General features: G+C 69.2%; 20 protein-coding genes and 2 pseudogenes. 14 read left to right on the top strand and 8 right to left on the bottom strand.

Annotated features, from left to right (window positions below):
- Positions 1-255: 255 nt before the first annotated feature.
- Positions 256-621, top strand: a pseudogene (locus ACZ52C_RS31095) (ATP-binding protein); the annotation flags it as partial.
- Positions 622-667: 46 nt separating this feature from the next.
- On the opposite strand, the gene ACZ52C_RS31090 reads toward ACZ52C_RS31095, so the two are convergent.
- Positions 668-1,714: an AraC family transcriptional regulator gene (locus ACZ52C_RS31090; protein ID WP_469077862.1), complete on the bottom strand. Its 1,047-nt coding sequence runs from the start codon at positions 1,712-1,714 to the stop codon at positions 668-670.
- A 100-nt stretch (positions 1,715-1,814) separates the two neighbouring features.
- Between ACZ52C_RS31090 and ACZ52C_RS31085 the strand changes: the two genes are divergently transcribed.
- The 6 genes from ACZ52C_RS31085 to ACZ52C_RS31060 all read left to right on the top strand — a co-directional run bounded on the left by ACZ52C_RS31085 (position 1,815) and on the right by ACZ52C_RS31060 (position 7,608).
- Positions 1,815-2,768 (top strand): AraC family transcriptional regulator, encoded by a 954-nt coding sequence (locus ACZ52C_RS31085; protein ID WP_469077861.1) that lies wholly within the window; start codon positions 1,815-1,817, stop codon positions 2,766-2,768.
- A gap of 172 nt (positions 2,769-2,940) precedes the next feature.
- Complete coding sequence (locus ACZ52C_RS31080; RefSeq protein WP_351418081.1) at positions 2,941-3,846, top strand: alpha/beta hydrolase; 906 nt, start codon at positions 2,941-2,943, stop codon at positions 3,844-3,846.
- A gap of 67 nt (positions 3,847-3,913) precedes the next feature.
- Complete coding sequence (locus ACZ52C_RS31075) at positions 3,914-4,354, top strand: tautomerase family protein (protein WP_469077860.1); 441 nt, start codon at positions 3,914-3,916, stop codon at positions 4,352-4,354.
- Positions 4,355-4,526: 172 nt separating this feature from the next.
- The gene (locus ACZ52C_RS31070; protein ID WP_469077859.1) at positions 4,527-5,117 is read left to right on the top strand and encodes a hypothetical protein; all 591 of its coding nucleotides are present in this window, start codon (positions 4,527-4,529) and stop codon (positions 5,115-5,117) included.
- A gap of 65 nt (positions 5,118-5,182) precedes the next feature.
- Entirely contained in the window at positions 5,183-6,067 is an 885-nt protein-coding gene (locus ACZ52C_RS31065) for an MBL fold metallo-hydrolase (RefSeq protein ID WP_469077858.1), read from the top strand.
- A complete protein-coding gene (locus ACZ52C_RS31060) occupies positions 6,064-7,608 on the top strand; it encodes a class I adenylate-forming enzyme family protein (RefSeq protein WP_469077857.1) in 1,545 nt (514 codons plus the stop codon). Before ACZ52C_RS31065 ends, ACZ52C_RS31060 begins: the two co-directional genes overlap by 4 nt.
- Positions 7,609-8,079: 471 nt before the next feature.
- On the opposite strand, the gene ACZ52C_RS31055 is transcribed toward ACZ52C_RS31060, so the two are convergent.
- Genes ACZ52C_RS31055 through ACZ52C_RS31040 form a run of 4 tightly spaced genes read right to left on the bottom strand, consistent with a single transcriptional unit; the run spans position 8,080 to position 11,438 of the window.
- Positions 8,080-8,706 (bottom strand): TetR family transcriptional regulator, encoded by a 627-nt coding sequence (locus ACZ52C_RS31055; protein ID WP_469077856.1) that lies wholly within the window; start codon positions 8,704-8,706, stop codon positions 8,080-8,082.
- Between the two features lie 35 nt (positions 8,707-8,741).
- The gene (locus ACZ52C_RS31050) at positions 8,742-9,500 is read right to left on the bottom strand and encodes an SDR family NAD(P)-dependent oxidoreductase (RefSeq protein WP_469077855.1); all 759 of its coding nucleotides are present in this window, start codon (positions 9,498-9,500) and stop codon (positions 8,742-8,744) included.
- A gap of 16 nt (positions 9,501-9,516) precedes the next feature.
- A complete protein-coding gene (locus ACZ52C_RS31045; RefSeq protein ID WP_469077854.1) occupies positions 9,517-10,254 on the bottom strand; it encodes an SDR family NAD(P)-dependent oxidoreductase in 738 nt (245 codons plus the stop codon).
- Positions 10,255-10,292: 38 nt separating this feature from the next.
- Positions 10,293-11,438, bottom strand: a complete 1,146-nt coding sequence (locus ACZ52C_RS31040; protein ID WP_469077853.1) for an acyl-CoA dehydrogenase family protein — start codon at positions 11,436-11,438, stop codon at positions 10,293-10,295.
- Between the two features lie 576 nt (positions 11,439-12,014).
- On the opposite strand from ACZ52C_RS31040, the gene ACZ52C_RS31035 reads away from it, so the two are divergent.
- Positions 12,015-13,232, top strand: a complete 1,218-nt coding sequence (locus ACZ52C_RS31035) for an acetyl-CoA C-acetyltransferase (RefSeq protein WP_469077852.1) — start codon at positions 12,015-12,017, stop codon at positions 13,230-13,232.
- A 633-nt stretch (positions 13,233-13,865) separates the two neighbouring features.
- A pseudogene (locus tag ACZ52C_RS31030) lies at positions 13,866-14,360 on the top strand (transposase); the annotation flags it as partial.
- Between the two features lie 107 nt (positions 14,361-14,467).
- Here the strand turns inward: ACZ52C_RS31030 and ACZ52C_RS31025 are convergent.
- Positions 14,468-14,599, bottom strand: a complete 132-nt coding sequence (locus tag ACZ52C_RS31025; RefSeq protein ID WP_469077851.1) for a hypothetical protein — start codon at positions 14,597-14,599, stop codon at positions 14,468-14,470.
- A 46-nt stretch (positions 14,600-14,645) separates the two neighbouring features.
- Entirely contained in the window at positions 14,646-15,263 is a 618-nt protein-coding gene (locus ACZ52C_RS31020; RefSeq protein WP_469077850.1) for a TetR/AcrR family transcriptional regulator, read from the bottom strand.
- Positions 15,264-15,385: 122 nt separating this feature from the next.
- Here ACZ52C_RS31020 and ACZ52C_RS31015 point away from each other — a divergent pair, with 122 nt between their 5' ends.
- The 5 genes from ACZ52C_RS31015 (at position 15,386) to ACZ52C_RS30995 (ending at position 20,442) form a co-directional block, all read left to right on the top strand.
- Positions 15,386-15,790, top strand: a complete 405-nt coding sequence (locus ACZ52C_RS31015) for a Dabb family protein (RefSeq protein WP_469077849.1) — start codon at positions 15,386-15,388, stop codon at positions 15,788-15,790.
- Between the two features lie 28 nt (positions 15,791-15,818).
- A complete protein-coding gene (locus ACZ52C_RS31010; protein WP_469077848.1) occupies positions 15,819-16,721 on the top strand; it encodes an SDR family oxidoreductase in 903 nt (300 codons plus the stop codon).
- A 432-nt stretch (positions 16,722-17,153) separates the two neighbouring features.
- Positions 17,154-18,029, top strand: coding sequence for an alpha/beta fold hydrolase (locus ACZ52C_RS31005; protein WP_469077847.1), 876 nt, complete (start codon positions 17,154-17,156; stop codon positions 18,027-18,029).
- 97 nt (positions 18,030-18,126) lie between these two features.
- The gene (locus ACZ52C_RS31000; RefSeq protein WP_469077846.1) at positions 18,127-19,800 is read left to right on the top strand and encodes a CocE/NonD family hydrolase; all 1,674 of its coding nucleotides are present in this window, start codon (positions 18,127-18,129) and stop codon (positions 19,798-19,800) included.
- Positions 19,801-20,148: 348 nt separating this feature from the next.
- Entirely contained in the window at positions 20,149-20,442 is a 294-nt protein-coding gene (locus ACZ52C_RS30995) for an enoyl-CoA hydratase-related protein (protein ID WP_469077845.1), read from the top strand.
- A gap of 118 nt (positions 20,443-20,560) precedes the next feature.
- Here ACZ52C_RS30995 and ACZ52C_RS30990 read toward each other — a convergent pair whose 3' ends face one another.
- Positions 20,561-24,253 (bottom strand): WD40 repeat domain-containing protein, encoded by a 3,693-nt coding sequence (locus ACZ52C_RS30990; RefSeq protein WP_469077844.1) that lies wholly within the window; start codon positions 24,251-24,253, stop codon positions 20,561-20,563.
- Positions 24,254-24,323 lie beyond the last annotated feature (70 nt).

The raw sequence follows: 24,323 nt of genomic DNA, 5'->3' as shown, positions 1-24,323 counted from the left end.
AGGGAGCGTGGCGGGCGCGGCTTCCAAGATCATGGAGTTCTCCACGCCCCGTGATCCGGGTGGAAGACCGCGCCTGCCGACGCATCGTCCCTGATCCGGCGTGCCCTTGACCGCGTGTGCGGTGCCGGCCGGAGCGACCTCGCTCTGGCGGTCGGTGAGTGGATCACCGATGCCCCCCGCGCGCGTCCTCGACCGGCCCGGCATCCGCCCCGATCTGCTCCAGCCACGATGGGCGCTGCCCTCGGAGACCGCGGCGCCCGCACCCACGCATCCGTCCAACTCGCCGCCCGGGGCCCGGAAGAACCGTCCTTCACCACGGAGCTCATGGTCAGCGGACTGATGACCAACGCCATCCGACACGGCAGAGCCCCCATACAGCTGCGGATGATCCTCCGATCCACCCTGACGTGCGAGGTCTGCGACGCCGGCAGCACCGCCCCGCACCTGCGCCATACCCGGGTCTTCGACGAAGGTGGCCGCAGCCTGCTCCTCATCGCCCGGCTCACCGAGCGCTGGGGCGCACGGCACAGCGGTGAGGGCAAGGTCATCTGGGCCGAACAGGCACTCCCGGGCAGAGGCGGCTCCGAACTCAGACCTGTGACGGCGGACTTGAGACCGTAGAGAGACGAGATCGCCCGGGGGCCGGCTCAGGGCTCGCGGAGCACGCTCAGTCGTTGAGGGCGGACCGACCTTCCGGCTCCAGTCCTTCGCGTCGCAGTCTGGAAGGTGACGTGTCGAACCACCGACGTACCGCACGAGTGAGGCTGGACTGTTCCTGCATCCCCAGGCCGGCCGCGATCTGCGAGAAGGACAGGTCGGTCGTCGTGATCAAGGCCAGGGCCTGACTCCTTCGTACACGATCGACGACGCCGGAGAAGGTCGTGCCCTCCCTGGACAGGGACCGCTGCAGTGAACGCGGGTGGAGACTCAGCAGGCGCGCGACTTTCGACAGGTCCGGACCGCTGGGTCCGAGCTGTTCGCCGAGAATCGCCGCGACCAGGTCCGACATCGGCACGTGCTGGTGGCCGAAGTGCGTTTCGAGATGGTCCATCGCGATGTCGTGAAGCAGGTCATCGCCGCCGCTGACCGGCGTCGAGAACAGTTGGCTCGGGACGCGCAGGACCGCGCTCGGACAGTCGAATCTGACCTCGGCCCCGAAGTACTTCCGGTAGGAGCTTTCCTGTGCCAGGCGAGCGTGTGGAAGCAGGACCGAACGAAGTCCGTAGGGCGCGTCGCCGTGGATCAGCATCAGGACTCGGTGGACGATCCCGATGCCGTAGTCGATCGCCTGTGGGGATGCGTTGATGCCCGTGGTGGTGTAGCGAAGGCCGACCACACCGGGACTTCCCAGCGGATCCTCGGTTTCCTCGAGTGAGAGGGCCGGGCTGTAGACGAACAGGTACCGGCACGCGCACTCGACGGCCTCGCCGATCGTGCGTGCGTTCTCCATGGCGATCGCCAGCGGTCCCAGCACATGCAGATCCTGCTGCGCCGCCATCCTCAACCCTAGGTCCGGAAGCGCGAATCGGCCGGCCGTTTCCTCGAGAACGCGCTCGACCAGTCGGAGACGGACGAACGAGTTGCCCTCGGCGATCCTCGCCTCGTCGAAGCCATATGCCGCGAGGAGTTCGGGGCCCGAGCCGCCGATCTCGGTGACGAGCGCGGACAGCCCCTGCAGGGCAGAGCACCGGACAGGTAGATCGGTGTCACGCAAGGACAAATCCTTGTCGCCTCAGGGCAAGTACCGGAATGTTTCGACGAAGCAAACTACGAGTTACGACCGAGAGGACAGCTTCTATCGAGTTGGAGCCGAAGTGACTGTCGCCCCGTCCATGCTAAGCCCCGCCGACCTGCTGGCACCCGAAGAGTTGGACGTCCGCTGGAGGCTCGCCGTCCGCGACCGCCTCGTCTCCATGGACCTGCAGCTCACCGGGCCGGTCGAGCGCTTCGGATCTGCTGAGGAGCTGGACCTCGGAGACCTTCTCATCACCGACTGGGTGTGCCCGCGGGTCGAAGGGACCCGAGGCAGAAACGCGGTGCGTCAGGACGATGACGCGCTGCTGCTCCTCGCCGCCAGGGCCGGCCAACAGATCATCGAGACTTCTGACGAGACCGTCGTCCTGCGACCAGGAACGGTTCTCATCATGAGCACCCGCACCACCGGGCGGTTCGTCATACCGGATCACCTGGCCAAACGAACGGTCCGGGTGCCCATGAGCGCCCTTTCCCCGTTCGACGCGGGGGGCGGTGCACCCGGTTGCCTGCTCCAGGAGACGGCTCAGAACCCTTTGGCCAACCTCCTCCACGGCTTCCTCATGAGCCTGGACCGTCGCATCGGGCGGATGTCCGCGGCGGAGGTCGAGGGAGCGCGCAACGCCCTCCTCGTCCTCATCGCCGGCATGATCCGTGCGGGTCGCCCCCACATCGGCGACGACGAGTTCCTGCAGTTGTTCCGACGGCGGCTGGAAGACTGGATCATCGGCCATCTCGCCGGTGGACCGATCAGAGTCGCCGACCTCGCCGCCGCCCACAGCGTTTCTCCGAGGACGGTCCACCGGGCCTTCGCGTCGACCGGGGACACCGTCGGGGCGGTCATCCGCATGCACCGCCTGGCAGCGGCCAGAGGCGACCTGGTGAACACGAACCTCTGCATTGCCGCGATCGCGCACCGGTGGGGCTTCTGCGATGCCAGCCACTTCGGACGGGAGTTCCGTCGGGAGTTCTCGCTGTCGCCCGGCGACTACCGGGAAGCCCACGGATGCGCCTGACCGTCTCCTCGTAGCCGTGGCACAGCCGTACCACCCCGCGGCGCGATCCTTCTATGAGCCCTCACAGGCATTCGTGGATTCTGGGCCCGCCACCACCACTCACGAGTGTCGGATCACTCCGAGTGAACCGCCACACGACCGACGGACCATCGCGAGCGAATCGGAAGATCACATGAATCGAGAAGACATCGAGTTCAAGGGCGAGGGCGGCGTCACCCTCCGGGGCTGGTTCTATCCGGCCAGGAACACCAGCACGCCGGCACCGGTCGTGGTCCTGGCGCACGGGCTGTCATGCGTCAAGGAGATGCACCTCGACGACTATGCCGTGGTCTTCTCCGAAGCCGGCCTCAACGTGCTCGCCTACGATCACCGGAACTTCGGCGACAGTGAGGGAACCCCCCGCCAGGAGGTCGACCCGGTCCTGCAGTACCGGGATTTCCGGAACGCGATCACCTACGCCACCACCCGCCCCGAGGTGGACGCGTCGAAGATCGGCATCTGGGGCTCCAGCTTCTCCGGTGGACACGTCCTCATGGTCGCGGCGATCGACAAGAGGGTGAAGGCCGTCGTCTCCCAGGTGCCGTTCATCACCGGTCCGCGCACCCTGAGCCGGGCGATCCGGCCGGACTTCATCCCGGTCTTCCGTGCGATCCAGGAGGGCGACCGACTCAACCGGTTCACCGGCGGAGAGCCCGCTGTGCTCCCGGTCGTCGCGGCCGACCCCACGGCGCAGGCCGTGATGCCCGCGGCCGACGCCTACGAGTGGTTCAGCAAGACGTCGGCGGACCGGGCGCCCAACTGGAAGAACGAGCTGACGGCTCGAAGCATGGAAATGGTGACCGAGTACGCACCGGGTACCTTCATCAGCCGCATCGCGCCGACCCCGCTCCTGATGATCGTGGCCGACAACGACCGGGTGGCACCGTTCGAGTTGGCCCTCGACGCGTACGCGGAGGCCCGGGAGCCGAAGCAGATCATCGTCAAGCAGGGCGGCCACTTCGACTTCTACAGCGGCCCCGGCTTCGACGAGCTCTCCGCAGCCGCACGGGACCACTTCGTCAAGCACCTCCGGGGCTGAGCCACCCTCCCGAGCCGCATCGACGAGCCGCACCTTCCGTCACCGATCCATCCATCAAGGAGCCGCAATGCCGTACTGGGAGATCTTCACCCCCGAGAACGCCTTCACCCCGCAGGACAAGGAACAGCTGTCCCAGAGGATCACCTCGCTCTACACGGACTACGCCTATGACCTGCCGAAGTTCTATGTCGTCGTCCTGTTCAAGGACATGCCGGCGGACACCATGTACGTCGGTGGTAAGGCGAACAACAACTTCATACGGATCCGCGTGGACCACATCGCCCGGCAGATGGACGACCCCGAGCTGCGGTTCCTGTGCATGGAGGTCATCGAGGAGAAGCTGGCACCGTTGGTCAAGGAGCGCGGCTACGACTGGGAGGTCCACATCGACGAGACCCCCATGGACCTCTGGCGCGTCCAGGGCCTCGTTCCGCCTCCGCCGGAGTCCGACATCGAGAAGCTCTGGGCCAGGGAGAACCAGCCCGTTCCCTACGAGCTGACCGGCTGACCCCTGACCGAGGTCCCGAGGCATCGTGAGGTGCTGTCGACCGTGCGTGCCCCGGGACCTCATCCATCTCCGGAGGATCCGTCTGAGGAGCCCATGATGACCACAGCGCGTACCACCCGCGGCGAGGGCATCCGCTACCGCGTCGACCGGCCGATCTTCGCGGGCATCATGCGTGATCTGCGGATCCCGGGGGGGCGATCTGGGCGCCGGGGTCAGGATTCCCCGCATCGACCTGCCGACAACTGACGCGGGCCGCTTCAGCAGGAAGAGTATCGCCGCGGACGGCCGTCCCGTCCTGCTCGTCTTCGGTTCACTGACCTGCCCGGTAACCGAGAGCGCGGGGCGGGGGCCGCTCGACCTGCACCGCACGTACGGTGACGCGATCAGGTTCGTGCTGGTGAACGTTCGTGAGGCACACCCTGGCGCCGACACTCCGCAGCCACGCATGATCGACGAGAAGACGCGTCACGTGCGCGCTCTCAGGAGCCACCACGGCTTCGGCTTCGGCTTCGGCTTCGAGGTCGCCGTCGACGCCATCGACGGCACTGTACTTTTCCGCTCCCTGCCGAGCGGACGGCGCGTCGCGCCGACCGTCGCGATCACTCCGGCACTCTGCGCTGCCGCTGTCTCCGCGAGGTTGCTCGTCCTGCGGTGTGCCGTATCCACCACTCCAGCAGCCACGGTGGTGCTTCAAAGCAACGTGGCGCTCGCGTACCAGCGCTCGGCGCACTCGTTCTATGAGTCACCGAGCGTGCGTTCATAACGTGACTTCGCCGCCGACGTGCGCAATGCCGCGTCGGCCGACAACACCGCAACCGGAGGTACCTCGTGACCACTGACACCCACTCCTCGCCGGCCGCACCCATCCGCGCCACGGTCTTCGTCGGTCGCTGGCCGAATGTCCCGGCCGAGGAGTTTCCCGGCGTACCGAACGGCACCTTCTCGCCCACCACGGCCACGCTCGTGAGCGGCGCCACCGAGGTGGTCCTGATCGACGCGCTCTACCTCAAGGACGACGTCCGTGACCTCGGTGACCTGATCGAGCGGACAGGCAAGAAGCTCACGACGATCTACATCACCCACGATCACGCCGATCACTACCTGGGCTTCGGACCGCTCCTGGAGCGGTTCCCGGAGGCGAAGGCCGTGGCGCTGCCCCACGTGGTCGAGTCCATCAAGCAGAACATGCAGCTTCAGATCGAGCAGTGGCGCATGCTGTTCGGCGACACCTGCATCATGGCGGAGCCGCTTCCGGAGCCGCTCGAAGGCGACACGCTGTACGTCGACGGATCTCCCCTGCACATCATCGAGGTGAAGCAGGCCGACATCCATCCCACGAGCATCGTGCACATCCCCGAGATCGACGTCGTCGTGGCCGGTGACTCCATCTACAACGAGATCCACCCGATGCTCGGCCTGTCGACGCCCGACGAGTGGCAGGACTGGCTCGAGACCGTCGACACCGTGGAGAGCCTCCGCCCGCGCATGATCGTGTCCGGACACCGCAGGCCCGACGGCGACGACTACGCGGTCGAGACCATGATCGCCCAGACCCGCGCCTACATCCAGGACTTCGCGGCCGCCTCCGAGGTCGCGAAGGACGCCGAGGAGCTGGTGGCCACCATGGTGGAGAAGTACCCGCACCACGGCAACGTCTGGACGCTCCAGTTCTCCGCCGGCGCGGCGATCGCGAATCGCGATGCTGCTGAGTGACCGAGCCCGTCACCCGAAGCCCGCACTGTTGCCTTCGCGTTGAAACGCGCCACACCACGATAGGTGACCTCACCATGAAATTCGCCTCTCTGCCCGACCGTCGCGCCGCATCCACTCCGGATGGGCCCGCGGTTGCCGACGGGCGACAGTCGCTCACCGATGCCCAGTTCCTGACCCGTGTCCGGGCTGCTGCTCGTCACCTTCAGGACCTTGGGATCGGTACTGGCGATGTCGTGGCGCTCAAGCTGAGGAACCGCGTCGAGTTCGTGCTTCTGCTGTTCGCGGTCTGGCGGCTCGGGGCGACCGTCACCCCGGTCAATCCGAGCCTGACCGAGGGTGAGGTCGCACGGCAGCTCCACGACTCGGGCGCACGCGTGCTGGTCGTCGAGGACGGCACGACCGCCGCAGGCGTCGCCACGCTGGCCGTCGACGACCTGTACGGAGAGGCGGTGGGGTCGGGTCCGGCGCCGCAGCCGGACTCGACCGCGCCGGCACTCCTGATCTACACCAGCGGAACGACGGGCGTACCGAAGGGCGTGATGCTCGACCACTCCAACATCGACGCGATGACGGCGATGGGGTGCCAGGCGATCGAGGCCGGGCCGGCCGACCGCTGCTTGCTGATCCTGCCGCTCTTCCACGTCAACGCCATCGTGATCAGCGTGCTCATGCCGCTGGTCGCAGGCGGCAGTGTCTTCATCACCGACCGGTTCGACCCCAAGACCTTCTTCGATCTCGTCGAGCGGGAGCGACCCACCTACTTCAGTGCCGTGCCCACGATCTACAACGTGCTCGAGGCGCTGCCGGCCGACGTTCGACCCGACACGTCCTCGCTGCGTTACGGCACGTGCGGCGCGGCACCCGCCTCCGCCGAGTTGCCGACCCGATTCGAGGCTCGGTACGGCTTCCCCATCATCGAGGGTTACGGGCTGTCCGAAGGAACCTGCTTCTCCACCGTCAACCCCGTCGCGGGTCCGCGCCGGGCGGGCACCGTAGGGGTTGTCGTCCCGGGGCAGGAGCTCCGGATCGTCGACGAGCAGGGCAACGAGCTGGCGACCGGCATGGATGGTGAGGTCATCGTGCGTGGCCCCAACGTCATGCGTGGCTATCTCGGTCGGCCGGAAGACACGGCGAAGACGATCGTGGACGGCTGGCTGTACACGGGCGATGTAGGCCACCTGGACGCGGACGGCTACCTGACCCTGGTCGGGCGATCGAAGGACATGATCATCCGCGGTGGCGAGAACATCTACCCCAAGGAGATCGAGGACGTCCTCACGGCTGACCCGTCCGTCCTCGAAGCCGCCGTCATCGGTGTACCTGACGACAAGTGGGGAGAGGTGGTGGTCGCCTACGTCCAGCCGCGACCTGGTACGACTGTCCACCCCGCGGCTCTGGAAGCGCTGACCGCGCAACACCTCAGCGGCTACAAGCGGCCGACGTCGTTCTTCGTGGTCGACGCCCTCCCCAGGAACGCCGTCGGCAAGATCGACAAGCCCTCGTTGCGGACCGCTCACGCCGCAGCCCTGTCACCCCGTTGACCACCAGAAGACGCTCGGTCATCAAGGGCTCGCCATCATCGAAGGTCGGGTGGCTCGGGTGGCGAGATTCCCTCCCGCCACCCGATCGTCTTCGAAGGTGCCGGGCAGAGGGCCGGCGTGACGCTTCAGGGGCATGCTCGTGCGGAGGACGCCCGGTCTCCCGACAGCGGTGATCCAACGGCAGGCGTCCGGCGTCGCGGCCCGGCGGGATCGACCGATCCCCCGGTAGGCACAGTGCACGAGATCGTCACCCGCGTCGATCCGGGGCCGATGGTGATGGCGCACCGGATCGCCAATCGCCACCGGGAGGCGTGGGTTCGGACTGCCGGAGCGAGGCAGGCACACTCAGGGAGGTCTGGCAGGCCGACCATCCCCAACTCGACATCTGGGTGCTCGACCTCTCCGGGAAACCGGGGCGCCCGTGGCTGACCCAGCACGACGTAGCCGTGCTGGGAGAGCCGACGTCGTTCGTCAGCCTGCGGTCGCGGACCGGTGGTCGGTGCCCAGCATGGCCAGCACCAGCGTCGCGTAGCGGCGGCCGAGGCTGACGGGAGTGTGGTGGCCGCCGGGGGCGTACCACCGGCTGACGTCGACGCCGAGGGAGAGTACCGCCAGCGCGACACCGCCCGGGTCCTCGGTGCGGAACGCCCCGGACGCGATGCCGGCCGCGATCTCGTCGAGCACCACTTCCTCGGTGCGGCGGCGGAGCCGGAGGATCTCGTCACGGTGGTCCGGAGCGAGTGCGCCGAGCTCGTACTGGACGATGCGGGCCAGCTGGTGGTGGCGGGCGTGCCAGGCGGTGTAGTCGTGAACCAGCGCCCGTAGCCGGCCGACCGCCGTCTCCTCCTCCCCCAGGGCGCGTTCCACTGCGGCCAGTGCGCTGCGGTGGCCGGCGAGGCTGATCGCGTAGAGGAGGTCTTCTTTCGTGCGGTGGTGTGCGTAGACGGCCGACGGGCTCATCCCGGCGGCGGCGGCGATGTCTCGGGTGGAGGCGCCGTGGTAGCCGCGGGCGGCGAAGGCCGTGAGGGCCGCCTCGAGGATGCGCCGGGAGCCGGGGCCGGCCTCGCCCCACAGGTCGTCGATTGCGCTGGTTGTCACGCGCCCATTCTTGCGGATCACGTCTGTCGGTCCGCTCAGCTGATGGTGAGGCCGCCGTCGACGGTGAGGGTGGTGCCGGTGACGTAGCTGGAGGCGTCGGAGGCGAGGAAGACCACGGCGGCGGCGAGTTCCTCGGGTTCGCCGGTGCGGGGAAGCGGGATGCGGCGGACGATGTCGTCGATGTTGTCGGCGTCCTGACGGGCGGTCATTTCGGAGGCGAAGTAGCCGGGGGCGAGGGCGTTGACACGGATGTTCTTGCGGTGGCTCCACTGGGCGGCCAGGTCGCGGGTGAGACCGAGCAGGCCCGCCTTGGAGGAGGAGTAGCCGGCCTGCGGCAGGCCGGTGTTGACCAGGCCGAGGACGCTGGCGATGTTGACGATGGAGCCACCGCCGGTCATCACCTGGGCTGCCGCCCGGGCCATCCAGTAGGCACCCATGAGGTTGATGTCGATGATGCGCCGGAAGTTCTCCGGTGTCTCCCGGCTGGCCGGGACCGCATCGGCCACGCCGGCGTTGTTGACCAGGACGCCGACGTGGCCGAAGTCCGCGGCGGCCGCCGCGACCGCGTGACAGTCGTCGGGCGAGGCGACGTCGGCCTTGACGCACAGGGCGCGGCGGCCCGCGGCCTCGACGAGGCGGGCGGTGTCGGCGAGCCGGTCGGTGCGTCGGGCGGCCAGGACGACGTCGGCCCCGGCTTCGGCGAGGGCCTGGGCGAAGGCGACGCCGAGACCGGAGGAAGCGCCGGTGACGATGGCGACGCGGTCGTCGAGACGGAAACGGTCGAGGATGTTCACAGGGGCTCCAGAGAGGTCAGATGGACAGGCCGCCGTCGACGGGCAGCACTGCACCGGTGATGTAGCCGGCCTCCTCAGAGGCGAGGAAGGCGACAGCCGCGCACATCTCGCTCGGGTCGCCGAAGCGGCCCATCGGGATGCCGGCAGTCAGCTCGGCGCGCTTCTCGGCGGGGACGGAAGAGACCATGCGGGTCTCCGCGTTGGGGGAGATGGCGTTCACGGTGACGCCGAAGCGGGCGAGCTCTTTGGCGGCGGTGCGGGTGAAGCCGATGATCCCGGCTTTGGCGGTGGCGTAGTTGGCCTGGCCGATGTTGCCGTGCAGACCGGAGTAGGAGGTGACGTTGACGACCCGGCCATAGCCCTGGGCGCGGAAGTGGGGGACGCACGCCCGGGTGAACCGGAAGGTGCCGCCCGCGTGGACGGCCAGGACGGCGTTCCAGTCGTCGTCGGTGAGCTTCCACAGGACGCCGTCGCGCAGGATCCCGGCGTTGTTGACCAAGACGTCGACGCGGCCGGTCTCGGCCAGCGCGGTGGCGACGACACGCTCCGCGTCAGTGCTGGAGGTGACGTCCGCGGCCACCCACAGAGCGTCCAATTCCTTCGCCACCGCGCGGAGTTCGTCCGCGTCTCGGTCGACCAGGACTACGTCCGCGCCTGAAGTGCGCAGGTGCCGGCCGAGTTCGAGGCCGATGCCGCGGGCTGCGCCGGTGATGATCACGGTGCGGCCGGTGAAGTCGAAGCTGAGGTTGCCCATCGGGCGCTCCAATCCGGAAGACGAGGTGTCCATGGGCCTTACAGGCCGAGGTCGCGGCCGATGAGTTCCTTCATGATTTCGTTCGAGCCGGCCCAGATCTTGGTGACGCGGGCGTCCTGCCAGGCTCGGGCGACCCGGTATTCGTTCATGTAGCCGTACCCGCCGTGCAGTTGGACGCAGGCGTCGAGGACCTCGTTCTGCACCTGGGCGGTCCACCACTTGGCCTTGGCCGCGTCCACCGCCGAGAGCCGGCCGGTGACGTGGGCCGCGACGCACTGGTCGACGAAGGCCTGGGTCACCTCGATCTGGGTGACCATCTCGGCCAGCCGGAACTTGTTGTACTGGAAGGAGCCGACGGACTGGCCGAAGGCCTTCCGCTCCTTCACATAGTCCAGCGTCTCGTCCAGGATCTGCGCGGCGTGGGCCAGGTTGAGCACGGCGGCACCGATCCGCTCCTGCGGGAGCCGCTCCATCATGTGGATGAAGCCGCGGTCGACTTCGCCGATGACGTTGGCGGCCGGGACGCGCACGTCGTGGAAGAACAGCTCGGCGGTGTCGGCCTCGTGCTGGCCGACCTTGTCCAGCTTGCGCCCGCGCTCGAAACCGGGCATGTCCGTCTCCACGGCGAACAGCGTGATGCCCTTGGCGCCCTTCTCCGGGCTGGTGCGAGCGGCGACGACCACGAGGTCGGCGCCGAAGCCGTTGGTGATGAAGGTCTTGGAGCCGTTGAGGGTCCAGTTCTCGCCGTCGCGCACGGCCGTGGTCCGCAGGGCCGCAAGATCGGAACCTGCCGAGGGCTCGGTCATACCGATCGCGGTGACCAGCTCGCCCGCGCAGAACCGCGGAAGCCAGCGCTCACGCTGCTCCTCGGTGGTCAGCTCGACCAGGTAGGGGGCGACGACCTCACAGTGGATGGTGAACGAGGAGGCGAACGCCACCGACAGCCTGGCGAATTCCTCGTGCAGAACCGCGGTGAAGCGATAGTCGCCCGCCTCGCTGCCGCCGTACTGCTCCGGTATCAGCAGCCCGAGCAGTCCTTGCCGCCCAGCGGCCTTCCACGCGGCGCGGTCGATCGCCCGCTGCTGGATGAACTCCTCCTGGCGCGGCCGCAGCTCGCGCTCCACGAATGCCCGGACGGAGGTCCGGAAGGCCTCGTGGTCGGCATCGAAGACAGTACGGCGCACAGGAGCTCCTCGTCGCTCGGCGGAAATAGGAAGTAAGAAGCAGGAAGCAGGAAGCAGGAAGTAAGCGAGTGCATAGTAACTATGCGGGTGCTTAGTTTTCTTGGGCGGGTCGATTCCGTCAACCCCGTCTGCGAGGCAGGCGGACATGACGTACGCCACGGGGGTTCTCCATCGCGCGCAGTGGGGTCCGTCGGCGGTTCCGCCGCCAACTCCCCACACATCAGCGGTGTTGACGGGTCTGGTCGAGCGGCGTGATGGGCTGCCATGCCCGCAGGCAGGCGCGGATCGGTGGCGTGCTCGCTCCGCGGTGCCGCCGAACGTCTGCGTGCGATTGCCTCGGTCGCCGAAGGCATGCGGGAGGACGGCGGGCCGGGGCGAGGCGCTCACCGAGGTACCCGAACCAAGACGAAACGGGCAGGAGTCGTCTGGCGCGGACGTACCACGGCGAGGCGCGATCGTCCTATGGAGTACCTGTTCCGGGTGGCTACCTTGCTGACGTAGTCCCTGTTCTGCCGGAGCTTGAGAGCCGCTCGCCCGGACAGAACCCACCGCCAGATCTCCGAGAAGAGCACTCAGATGCCCGAAGCCGTGATTGTGTCCTACGCCCGCTCGCCGATCGGTCGGGCGTTCAAGGGGTCGCTGAAGGAGATGCGCAGCGACGATCTCGCCACCCAGGTGATCGCTGCGGCGCTCGCCAAGGTCCCGGGACTCGACCCCGACGAGATCGGAGACCTGATCCTCGGCTGCGGTCTGCCCGGTGGCGAACAAGGCTTCAACCTGGCGCGCAACGTCGCGGTCCAACTGGGCTACGACAACCTGCCGGGCACCACGGTGACCCGCTACTGCTCATCGTCCCTGCAGACGACGCGGATGGCATTCCACGCGATCAAGGCAGGCGAAGGTTCGGCCTACATCTCGGCGGGCACGGAGGCCGTGTCCCGGTATGTCAACGGCAACTCGGACTCCTGGCCGGACACGCAGAATCCCGCGTTCGGTGTCGCTCAGGCGCGCTCGGCCGCCAGGCAGGCGAGCCACGAGGCCTGGACCGACCCTCGCGAGTCGGCACTGGTGCCCGACGTGTACATCAGCATGGGGGAAACCGCGGAGAACGTCGCCTCCCTCACGGGCATCGGTCGCGAAGAGCAGGACCGGTGGGCGGTTCGTTCGCAGCACCGAGCCGAGGAGGCCATCGCGCGCGGCCACTTCCGCAAGGAGATCACCCCGATCACGCTGCCCGACGGCTCGACCGTGACCGCGGACGACTGTCCGCGGCCCGGGACGACGCTCGATGCGGTCTCCGCGCTCAAGCCGGTCTTCCGCGAGAAGGGCTCCGTCACCGCCGGCAACTCGTGCCCGCTCAACGACGGAGCGGCGGCCCTCGTCATCATGTCCGATGTCCGGGCGCGTGAACTCGGCCTGCAGCCGCTGGCCCGCATCATCTCCACCGGCGTGACCGCTCTCTCGCCGGAGATCATGGGCCTCGGCCCCATCGAGGCCACCCGTCAGGCACTCGACCACGCAGGCCTGACCATGAGCGACGTCGATCTCGTCGAGATCAACGAAGCATTCGCCGTGCAGGTGCTCGGCTCTGCACGGGTGTTGCAGATCGACGAGGACAAACTCAACGTTTCGGGTGGGGCTATCGCGTTGGGCCACCCCTATGGGATGACCGGAGCGCGGATCACCGGATCGCTCATCAACAACCTTCAGGCCCATGACAAGCAGATCGGTCTGGAGACGATGTGCGTCGGCGGCGGGCAGGGCATGGCCATGCTGATCGAGCGGCTCGCCTAGGGGGTGTTTCGAAAGTCCTGTGCGGTGCCCGCGGTGTCCGGTGCGTGCTCTCGGCGTGCCGGACGAAAGCCCTCGTACTGGACGTACTTGGGTTTTCGGCCGGTGCGGCGAGAGGGCGTGCCGGGCGCCGTGGGTGCTGTGCGGGACTTTCGCAACACCCCCTAGGGCGTAGCCCGTCGGTCCCGGCACGCGCAGAGATCCGTACAGGCGCGCGACGCGGCCGGATCGACCGCGGCCGCCTCAGGCCGAACCTTCGCCGAGGCGGGCCGGCTCAGCCTCTACGCCATCCCTGGACCGAGCGAGGAACCGAGAAGCCGACTTTCCTGCGGTCGCCGGCCTGCTCGCTGCGGGGCGGCGCGGTCATCCGTGGACAGGCTGGCCGTTCCCGCCGGGTGGGGCAGCCGGGAGAACGCTGAACGTCACACTGGTGGAACCCGAACTGGTGGGGAAGTCGGCGTCGCCGGCGTCGCCTCCGGCCGGTGGCGCCACCCCGCACGCCGGCACCGCGCCCGCCCCGACCTCTCTCCCACCGACATCGCCCCCTGTAGCGCGCCGCTTCTCGTCAGGCCGTCAGTGAAGGCGGGGGCCGAGGGCGAGCGCCGGCTACTACCGGGGGCGGCGTCCGGTGGCGTCCCCGCCCGGCTTCCCAACCGCACCCACGGCGTCCGGTACTTCCACGGGTGCCACTCGGTCGGCGACGACCGCCTGTGGGGCGTCAACCGTCGCCGGAAAGGTGCCGCGAACACGCCGGCCGCGCCGGAATCGATCCGCACCGCCCGCCCGGACGGTGCACCGATCTACGTGATCCTGGACAACCTGTCCGCCCACAAAGGCACCAACCTCCGCCGCCGGGCGAAGAAGAACAAGGTCGAGTCACGTTTCACCCCGACCTACGCCTCGTGGGCGAATCCGATCAAGGCGCACTTCTGGCCGTTGCGGCAGTTCACCTCCACCAACTCCAACCGCCGCAACCACACCACACGGACCCGGGCCCTCCACGCCTATCTCCGCTGGCGCAACGCCAACGCCCGCCACCCCGACCTCCTTGCCACCCTGCATCGAGAGCGCGCCCGCAGCCGCAGCGAGAAGGGCATCCGATGGGGCGGACGAGCGAGGACGGCGGCTTGATCATTCGCTGACGTTCAACGTCGCGCAGTCCGCGACTCCAGTTCGGACAGCACCGCCCGGAGCCGCTCCAGGGCAGCGGTCCTGTCCGGCTCTCCGCGATTTCTAGGTCAAGATGGCAACGACCCATGCCGCCGCCCGCGCCGGTGACCTCGCCCGTCGAGCTCGAACGGCATCTCCAGAGCCTCCTCGACGTCGTCACGATCGATCGGCAGCCCCACGAAGACGATCTCGACGAACACTCCGGCCCTCCCCATAAACCCGGCGAACCACAGCGGTCAGAGCACCCTAGCTGCTCGCCGGTCGACCGTTCGCCAGCGCCTCGGTCTGCCAGCCGAGAAGGATCGCGCGGAGCGCCTGTTCGGCGAGGCGGCGGGCTCGATCGCTGCCTACGTTGCCGAGGTAACTGAGCGACGCGATGCCGTACAGCGTGCCCCAGAGGATCTCGCAGGCCTGGTCGAAATCGGCCAGGACCACGTCGTGCGCAGCCGACCAGGTGGTGAGCAGCTCCTTGAGGACGTCGATGACCGGTTCCGCGACGCGTCGGCGTTCGTCCGCGTCGACCACCGGGTCGTTCATGACCTGGAAGAGGTGGGGGTGCTCGCCGGCGAACCGGACGTACTGCGACGCAATGCGCGTCATGCGCCGGTCCGCATCGGGCTCCTGCGCGGCTCGGCGGAACTCGCTCAGCATCAAGCGGTGACCGTGCGCGACCAGCTCCAGTACGAGCGCGTCCTTGTTGGCGAAGTGCTGGTAGACGACGGGCGCGGAATATTCGACGGCGGTGGCGATGCGCCGGATCGTCAGGGCCGCGATGCCCTCGGTCTCTAGAACGTGCAGCGCGGCCTCGATGATCCGCTCCCGGGTGTTCGCCCGTTCGCGGGCCCGTCTCGTGCTGGTCGACATGGTCCGTCACTTCGCTTCGATGGTGTCCTCGAACACTAGTCACCGCCTTGACCGTGCCGACGACGCGCGTCATAGTTAACGCCGTTAGGAATTCTAACAACGTTAAGAACGGGTAGTAAGTCATGATTTACCACATCAACAGGGTCACGATGAAGGCCACTGCGACGCCTGAGCAGATCGAGGAGGTGCTGGAGAGCTGGCGCAATCAGGGCCGGTCGAACCCCGCCATCAAGTCCTTCGTCGTCGGCCGCGACCACGGCGGCGACTACACGTACGGCGCGGTGTTCGTCGTCGAACATCTCGACGGGCTCTTCGCCTACCTGACGCACCCGACCACCTACCAGACCGACCACCTCGGGCTGCACCTGGTCGAACGGCTGGAGATCTTCGACGTCAGTGACGACGGCGACCCTGACCTGAACGCCAAGATCCAGGAACTGCACCGGCGCCGCAACGAGCTCAACCCGCAGATTGCCGGCCTGCTCGCCGACGTGCCCACCTATTCCGGCTCCGGCGTGGACGACTGACCGATACCCCGGAGAAGGAGAAACCGTCATGGCCAAGCACGTCATCATCGGTGCCGGTTCCATCGGTACCAACGTCGCTCGTCTGCTCGCCGAGCGCGGCGAGAGCGTCCGGATCGTCACCCGCAGCGGCTCCGGCCCCGAGCACCCGCTGGTCGACCGGGTCGCCGCGGACGCGTCGGACCCGTCCCGCCTGACCGAGCTATCCGGCGGTGCGGAAGTGATCTACCACTGCGCCAATCCACCCTCATACACGATGTGGGAGCGCCTTTTGCCGCCCCTGCAGACGGCGGCCATCACCGCCGCCAAGGCGAACGACGCCGTCCTCGCGCTGACCGGCAGCCTTTACGCCTACGGTCCGCAGCCCGGCGGCCGGATGAACGAACACACCCCCATGGCCGCCACCGGGCACAAGGGCCGCCTGCGCAGACGCATGTGGGAACAGGCCCTCGCCGGGGGGATCCGTACCGTCGAGGTCCGCGGCTCCGACTACATCGGCAAGGACGCGAACGGCATCTACTCCCTGCTCATCAAGTCGGCCCTGCAGAAGGGAAAGGCGGCCTGGATCACCGGCCACCTGGACATGCCGCATACCTTCACCTTCAACGGTGACATGGCACAGGCCCTCATCACGCTGGCCTCGGAAGAACGCGCGTGGGGCCGACCCTGGCACGTGCCGTCTCCGCCGGCTGTCACCATTCGCGAGCTGGCGCGGCGCTACGCCGTCGCGGCGGGCCGGCCACCGGTCAAACTAGTCCAGATACCGCGCTCCGTGACGCGTACGGCCGGGCTGATCGTGCCGATCGCCCGCGAGATGGCCGAGATGGACTACCAGTGGTACGCGCCCTTCCACATGGACGCGACGGAGACCGCCGACACCTTCCGCCTGACCGCCACCGACCTCGACACCGCCGTCCGCAACGAGGTCAGCTGAACTCCCCCCGCCACACCGGCAGGCCGACAGCCTGGCCGCCGACACCGTGAACGTTCGTGGTCACGGCACTAGTTCTAGGGGCCTCGGCCAGCCGGCCCGGACCACTTGGCCGCATCACCCTTGGCCTCGGCGGCCGGCCACGCGGCGTAGCCCTAGACCTGCGGCTGGAGCATTCAGAGGCGTCAGAGTGGCCCTTGGGTGCGAAATCGGCGACCGCTGCACGAATGACACTCTCGCGCCCCTCCTGGGCACTGACCCTGTCACTGCGGATGGCAAACTCAGCCTTGCGCTCGGAAACCGATCGGTTTACGATGATGGAAACCGATCGGTTTCTCGATGAATCCAAGAGCTGATCCGTGGTCACGCCCCCTTCGGGCGGGCCCTGTCCGAATCACCCGTCCGCCGCAGTTCACACAAAGAGGAACCAGCGAGATGCCCAGCTCAGAGTCACGTCCCACGATTACCGTCCCGGGGACCACCAGCCACACCATCGCCCCGCGCACGGGACGCAGCAACGAGGGAACGCTGCGCTACCTCAAGGCGGGCACCGGCGCCCCCCTCGTCCTGCTGCACACCGTGCGCACCCAGGCCGAGCACTTCCGCCACCTCATCCCGATGATCTCGGACCAGTACACCGTGTACGCCCTCGACCTGCCGGGGATGGGCTACTCCGAGATCGTGCCCGGCGCGTCGTACGACGAGCCGGCCATGCGCGCGGGCGTCGAGCGGCTGCTGACCGAACTCGACCTGCACGACGTGACGTTGGTCGGGGAGTCCATGGGGGCGGTGCTCGCCCTGACCACCGCGGCCGACCTGCCCGAGCGGGTCCGGCGCGTCGTCGCGGTGAACACCTACGACTTCCCCGGCGGGATCGCCCGCTCCAGTCTCCTCGCCCGTGTGGTGGTCAGCGGTGTCCTCACTCCGGGAGTGGGCCCGGTGGTCGCCGGGGTGGAGCCCAAGCCCGTCGTCCGCAAAATCCTCCAGGGCGGACTGGTCGACAAGACCGCGCTGCGGGAGGACTACCTCGACGAACTCCTCCAGGTGGGCAGCCGCCCCGGCTACGCGACCGTCGCCCGGGCCGTGTACCAGAGCCTGCCCAGTCTCGTCGCCGCCCGCTCGCGCTACCCAGAGGTCAAGGCACCCGTCCACCTCGTCTACGGGGAGAACGACTGGTCCCGGCCCTCGGACCGGCAGGCCGACAAGAAGCTGCTGCCGGCCGCCGATTTCACACAGGTGGCGGGAGCGGGCCACTTCATCGCTTTGGAACGGCCCGACCTGCTGGCCGACCTGCTGAACGCGGTGGCCTGACAGAGCGCCGTAGTCACCCCCGTTCGGGTGTAGTGCGGGACGGGGGCCACGTTCGACCATGCGTCTGACAGCGTCGTGGCATGCAAAGGAGCAGCGCGTGGCGGAGATACGGATCGAGTTCGATGTTCCGGCGGAGATGCGTGACGGCACGGTGCTGCGCGCGGATGTCTACCGGCCCGGGGGTACGGGGCCGTGGCCGGTCCTGCTGAGCAGGCTGCCGTACGGGAAGCAGATGGCCCTGGCGATCGCCGTACTGGATCCTCTGGCGGCGGCTCGGCGTGGCTTCATGGTGGTCCTCCAGGACACCCGTGGCCGGTTCGCCTCCGAGGGGGAGTGGGAGCCGTGGACGTACGAGGAGAGCGACGGGTACGACACCGTACGGTGGGCCGCGGCGCTGCCCGGCGCGAACGGCTCGGTCGGCATGATCGGTGCCAGCTATTTCGGCAACACGCAGTGGATGGCGGCGCTGTCCAAGCCGCCGGAGCTGAAGGCGATCGCGCCGATGGTCACGTGGTCCGATCCGGACGACGGGCTGTGGACGCGCGGTGGTGCGATCGAGCTCGGCATCACCGCGCCCTGGACGCTCATGATGGGCGCCGACGCGCTGATGCGCCGGCACGGCACCGACCCCGCCGCACTCGTCGGCGGCGTCGGCGGGCTCGTACAGGATCTCGACGGCCTGGCCGACGGCGGCTACGGCGAACTGCCCGCCGGACGGTTCCCCGCGTTCGCCCGGCACGATCTTCCCGAACTGGGTTACGAGCGGTCCCGGCGGGAGCCCGAGTGGGCGCGGGCCTGCCGGGTCGAGGGCCGCCACGGCGAGGTGGACCTGCCCACCTTCCAGGTCGGCGGCTGGTACGACATCTTCACCCAGGGCACGCTCGACAACTTCACCGCGATGCGCCGTGCCGGCCGGTCCGCCACGCTGATCATGGGGCCCTGGAGTCACGCCAACCAGCAGCACGTCATCGGCGACGTCAACTTCGGGTTCGCCGCGAACTCCGCCTTCATGGGCATGCGCGGACCCCTGCACGGCCTCCAACTCGACTGGTTCCAGCGCACGATCGGCGAGGGGGAGCCGCTGGAGCCGGACACGGGCAGGGTGCTGCTGTTCGTCATGGGCGTCAACCAGTGGCGCGAGGAGACGGAATGGCCCCTGTCACGGGCCGTCGACACGGACCTCCACCTCCGCGCGGACGGATGCCTGACCCCTGAGCCGCCGTCCGCCGCCGAGGAGCCCGAGGAGTTCACCTACGACCCGATGGACCCGGTGCCCACGACCGGCGGGGCGCTCCTGCTGACGGACGACTTCCGTCCCGGGCCGCTCGACCAGAGGGCCGTGGAGGCGCGCGAGGACGTCCTGGTCTTCACCACCGAACCGCTCACCGAGGACACCGAGGTGACCGGCCGGGTCCGGGCGGTGCTGTTCGCCGCCACCGACGGCCCCTCGACCGACTGGGTGGCCCGCCTGTGCGACGTCGACGAACACGGTGTCTCCCGCAATGTGACCGACGGCATCGTGCGGGTGCGGGAAGCCACACCGGGCGTCGCGGCCGAGCACGTCGTGGACCTGTGGTCGACCAGCATCGTCTTCCGGGCAGGCCACCGCATACGGGTCCAGATCACCTCCAGCAACTTCCCGCGCTGGGACCGCAACCTCAACACCGGCGAACCCGAGGAGAGCGCGACCGAGGCCCGAGTCGCCCGCCAGCAGGTCTTCCACGACCCCGCCAGGCCCTCCCGCATCGTCCTGCCGGTGATCCCGAGCTGACCGAAGCGGCGCAGGAACCCGGCCAAGCGGGCGTCACTGAACGAGAACGAGAACGAGGGACCGCGGCCGCGGTTGCTTCGACGACAAAGCGGCAGGCGTCCTACCGCCGGGGGCAGTGGTTTCCCGGCGGTAGGACGCCTGCCCGTCCACGATCTCCGCGGTAAGGCCCGAACCGTAGTACCCCATCGAACCGACCAATAGCCGATCAGTCGACTGGAGAACGCGGCCCCGTCCGGTGGCTGCTGTTCAACCGCCCTCAGCGGCGCAACGCCCTCGATGTCTCCCTGACAGAAACCCTGGACAACAGATGACCAGCGCCGAGGCCGACCCCGGCACGGCGTCATCGCGGTGGAGGGCAAAGGCCCGGGCTTTTGTGCCGACGGAGACTTCCATCAGTTCCTCCAACTGCACGACGACGGCGACAGCCCGGTGGGCTTCCTGACCGAGGTGTCGGCCTGCTTCAGCCGAATCACGGCCCGCCCGAACCCCTCGACCGCCGTACTGCAGGGTCACGCCGTCGCCGACGGCCTCGAACTCACACTGGCCTGCGACGCCACGGTCATCGGCGACGGCCACCTCAACGGGCGCCCGCCACCGGCCGGCGGGTCGGGCGTCCGGCTACCCGAGGCGGTCGGATTCTGACCCGGATCGGCGACGCACGATCACCTTCATCCGCCCCGCCCCGCCCCGCACCGCACCGTTCGGTGCGGGGCGGGGTACGAAGGAGCCAGGACCGGCACGGCGGGGACGGAGCCCGACGTCAGAAGCGGTCTCGCCGGCCACACACCCTTCTGTACGGAGCGTCGGATACATGCGTGTTCCATTCCGCTCTCGTGAGGTCGATGTTGCCCGCGCGGGCGCAGATCTGGGCCACGGCTCGGCTCGGGTCGACCGTGTGGCGGCGGAGGGGGACGTTGGTGCTGGCAACGAGGAGAGTGGCGCTGTCCGGGCTGAAGGCGAGGGAGGTGATCGGCTCGCCGGGGGTGGGGAGGGGACCGAGGGGCTGTTGGGTGGTGGTGTCCCAAAGCTGGATGGTGCCGGCGTCGCCGCCGACGGCGAGGGTGTGGCCGTCGGGGCTGAGGGCGAGGGCGCTGACCGCTTCGGGGGTGTCGCCGAGCGGGGCCGGGAAGACGTTGCGCAGGACGCCCGCGCGGCGACGCAGGTCGCCGTCCCACAGGGCGACACGGCCGTTCCGGTCGCCCGCCGCCAGGCGGCTGCCGTCGGGGCTGAACGCCAGCGCGCTGATGCGGTCGCCCTGGACCAGGTCCAGCGCGACGATGCTGTCGGTGGTCTTGCGGGCCACCCGGTTGTCGCCGACGACGATTTCGCTGCGGGGGCTGAGCGCGATCCGCGCGCTGACCCTGCCTGAGCCGGTGAGCAACGCCGTCCGTCGGCGGGTGGTGGTGTCCCACATCTCGTTCACGGGTTCGCCGCTGGCCGGGGTGCGGGTGGTGAAGAGAATGCGGCCGTCGGGGGTCAGAGCGAGCGCTGTCACCGCCGCCCCGGACCGGGTCGACCCCACGTCCAGCGTGCTCTGCTCAAGGTCGCGGGTCAGGTCCCAGACGGTGAACCGCTGTGACACGGCCCGTCCCCCGGGCACGGTGACGCCGTAGACCAACCGGCTGCTGTCGGGGCTGAACGCCATTCGGGCGGCGGTGTCCGCGGGCGCGAGCGGTGTCCCGCCCCGTCCGCCGGCGGCGACCGGCGAGGGTTGGCGCGGGAGCGTGCGGACGAGCCGGCCGTTGTCGGTGGCGCGTAGTTCGAAGACGTAGCCGTCGGTCGCACGTCGGGCGGTGATGAATCGACGGCCGTCCGGGCTGATGAGAACGCCGTCCACGGGGTGGTCACGCCAGGCGGCGGTGACGGTGGTCGTCAGGTCGAGGGTGTGGACGGTGCCGCCCTCCAGGTAGCGCAGCACCGGCAGGCCGGGGTCCCAGGCGAGGCCGCCGTGCGGGTGCTGGTTGTCGAGGGCGTGCCGCAGGACGGGGGCGGCCGGGGCGGACAGCCGCCAGACCCTGATCTCGTCGGTGGAGCCCGTCGTCGCCAGGAACTGTCCGTCCCGGCTGAAGGAGGCGTACCGCACCCCCGGGTCACGGACCTCGGCGACCCGGACGCCGGTACGGACGTCCCACACCCGCACCCGGTCCTTCGCGACGACGGCGAACCGCCCCTCGGCCCCGAACACCACCGCCGAGTCGGCAGCGCAGCCCCCTTGGCCCCGCTCCCACTCGCCGTGCGGCGCCCGCCCTCCGCCGATCTCCCGGACCTGCGGCGCCTTCCCCGTCGGGCAGACCGCCACCAGCCGGTCGTCAGCGCTCGGCGCCACGTTCGCCGGGGTCGCCCCACGCGTCTCGAACAGCACGGCACCATCGGCCACGGCCCGCACACGCACGACGTCCGCGCCGGAGTCGGAGCCGGCACCCGAGCCGCCGTCGCCCCCACCGGGTTCGCCCGACACGACACTGCGCCCACTCGGCCCGAAGGCGATACCCGTCCGCCCCGGTGTCAGCGGCGCACCGCCCGTCCACCGGCCCGCTCTCCTGTCCCACAGCCGTACGCGCCCGTCCCCGCTCGCGCCCGAGACCGCCAGGACACGGGCGTCGGGGCCCACGGCCAGGACCTCGCCCTCGGGGAGGCGGCCGGAGCCGGTGCTGCGGCGGGTGCCGAGGTCCCAGGTCTGCCAGGCGCGGTCGTCGACACTGAGGAGGGTGCGACCGGAGTCGGCGAGAAAGCGCTGGGATCGGAACCCGGAGACCGGGTCGCTGAAGGAGTCGGACTCGGGCTGGACGAGGGAGCCGAGGAGGACGCGGCGGGTCTCCGGGAGCGGGGCGATGCGCCAGGCGGCGACGCTGAGGAGGAGGGCGGCGCGGGGGTCGGTGGCGCGCAGGCCGTCGGCGACGGCGGCGATCCGCCGAGCGGAGTACTCCGTGCGCTGCCGCTGGTTGTGGTCGTGCTGCCGCCAGGCGGCCAGGCCGGTGACCAGCGCCACCGCGAGGACGGCCGAGAGGGCGCCGACGAGTTGGCGGGACCGCCGGGTGGAGCGGGCGGCGGCCCGCTTCTCTGCCTCGCGGGCTTCGCACGCGGCGGTGAGGAAGGACCGCTCCGCCGCCCCCAGGGCGGGGTCGTTGTCGTGGCCGGGAAACATCTCCTCAGCACGGGCCAGACGGGTGCCCCGATAGAGGGTGCCGGGGTCACGGTCGTGCTCCAGCCAGGCGCGGACGGCTTCGGTGAGCTGCCGGTGATGGCGCAGTCGTTCGCGGTCCTGCTCGACCCAGCCGTGCAGCCGGGGCCAGCAGGTGATCAGTACCTCGTGGGCTAACCGGACTCCCTCGTCGTCGACGGTCAGCAGGCGGGCCCGGGCCAGCCGCTCCACCACGACCGGTGTCTCGGAGTGCGTGCACTCCCGGAGTTCGGCCCGGGTGAACGGGCGCCCGGTGTCGACGGTGCCTCTCCCCGGCTCGACCAGCCGCAGCAGCAGCAATCGGGCGACGGCGGCCTGGGATGCGGACAGTTGCCCGTACACCTCCTCGGCGGTCGTCGCGATGGCGCCATTCAGTCCGCCCGCCGCCTCGTACGCGGCGGTCGTCAGCATGCGGCCCTTGCGCCGCCGCCAGGTCTCCAGCAGGGCGTGCGAGAGCATCGGCAGCGCGCCGGGACGGTCGAGCACCTCTTCGACGATCGTCGTGGCCAGCGACCGCTCCACCAGGACGCCGGCCGCCAGCGCGGGTTTCACCACCGCGTCCCGCAGTTCGTCCGCGGTCATCGGGCCGACCGCCAGCCCCGCGCGGCGCAGCGCGTCCGCCAGCTCCGGGTGGTGGACGCAGCGCCGGTGGAAGTCGGCGCGCACGGCGATGACCACTCGTAGCCGGAATGCGGGGTTGCGGGCGGTCAGCAGCAGCTCGATGAAGCGGGCGCGCTCCGCCTCGTCCTGGCACAGGGTGAAGACCTCCTCGAACTGGTCCACCACCACCCAGCGCTCCGGCTCGCCCTCCGCCGGTGTCAGCAGATGCCCGTACGTCTCGGCCGGCCGGGCTCCAGGCGTGAAGACGCGCACCGCACCCTCGCTTCCCGCCATCTGCTTCCTGACACGCGGGAGGAACCCGGCCCGCAGCAGCGAGGACTTGCCACTACCGGAGGCGCCCAGCACCGCCGCGAACCGGTGCACGGACACGAGCCGGCAGAGTTCGGTCAGGGCCCGGTCACGGCCGAAGAACAGCTCGTGGTCGTCCGGTTCGAACCGGGCGAGCCCCCGGTACGGCGTCGGCCCGTCCCCTTCGTCTGGGACGAGAGCGGCAGCGACCGCCGCCTCGGCCTCCTTCCACCGCGTCTCCCACTCGCCGGGGTCACCCCCGCAGGCACGCGCATACCCCTTGACCACGGCCTGCGACGGCAGCCGCTCCCCGGCGGCCGCCCGTGACAGCGCCGTCGCGGAGAACCCCGCCTCCTGTGCCATGGCACGGTACGACGGACTACCGGCCGCCCTTCGTAACTCCCTTAATGCATAGGCGAGTTGCTGCACAGGG

It is taken from the genome of Streptomyces sp. NPDC034049 (genome assembly GCF_055575575.1).
The sequence above is the reverse complement of the archived record's forward strand: the minus strand, read 5'-3'. Positions and strand labels throughout refer to the sequence as shown.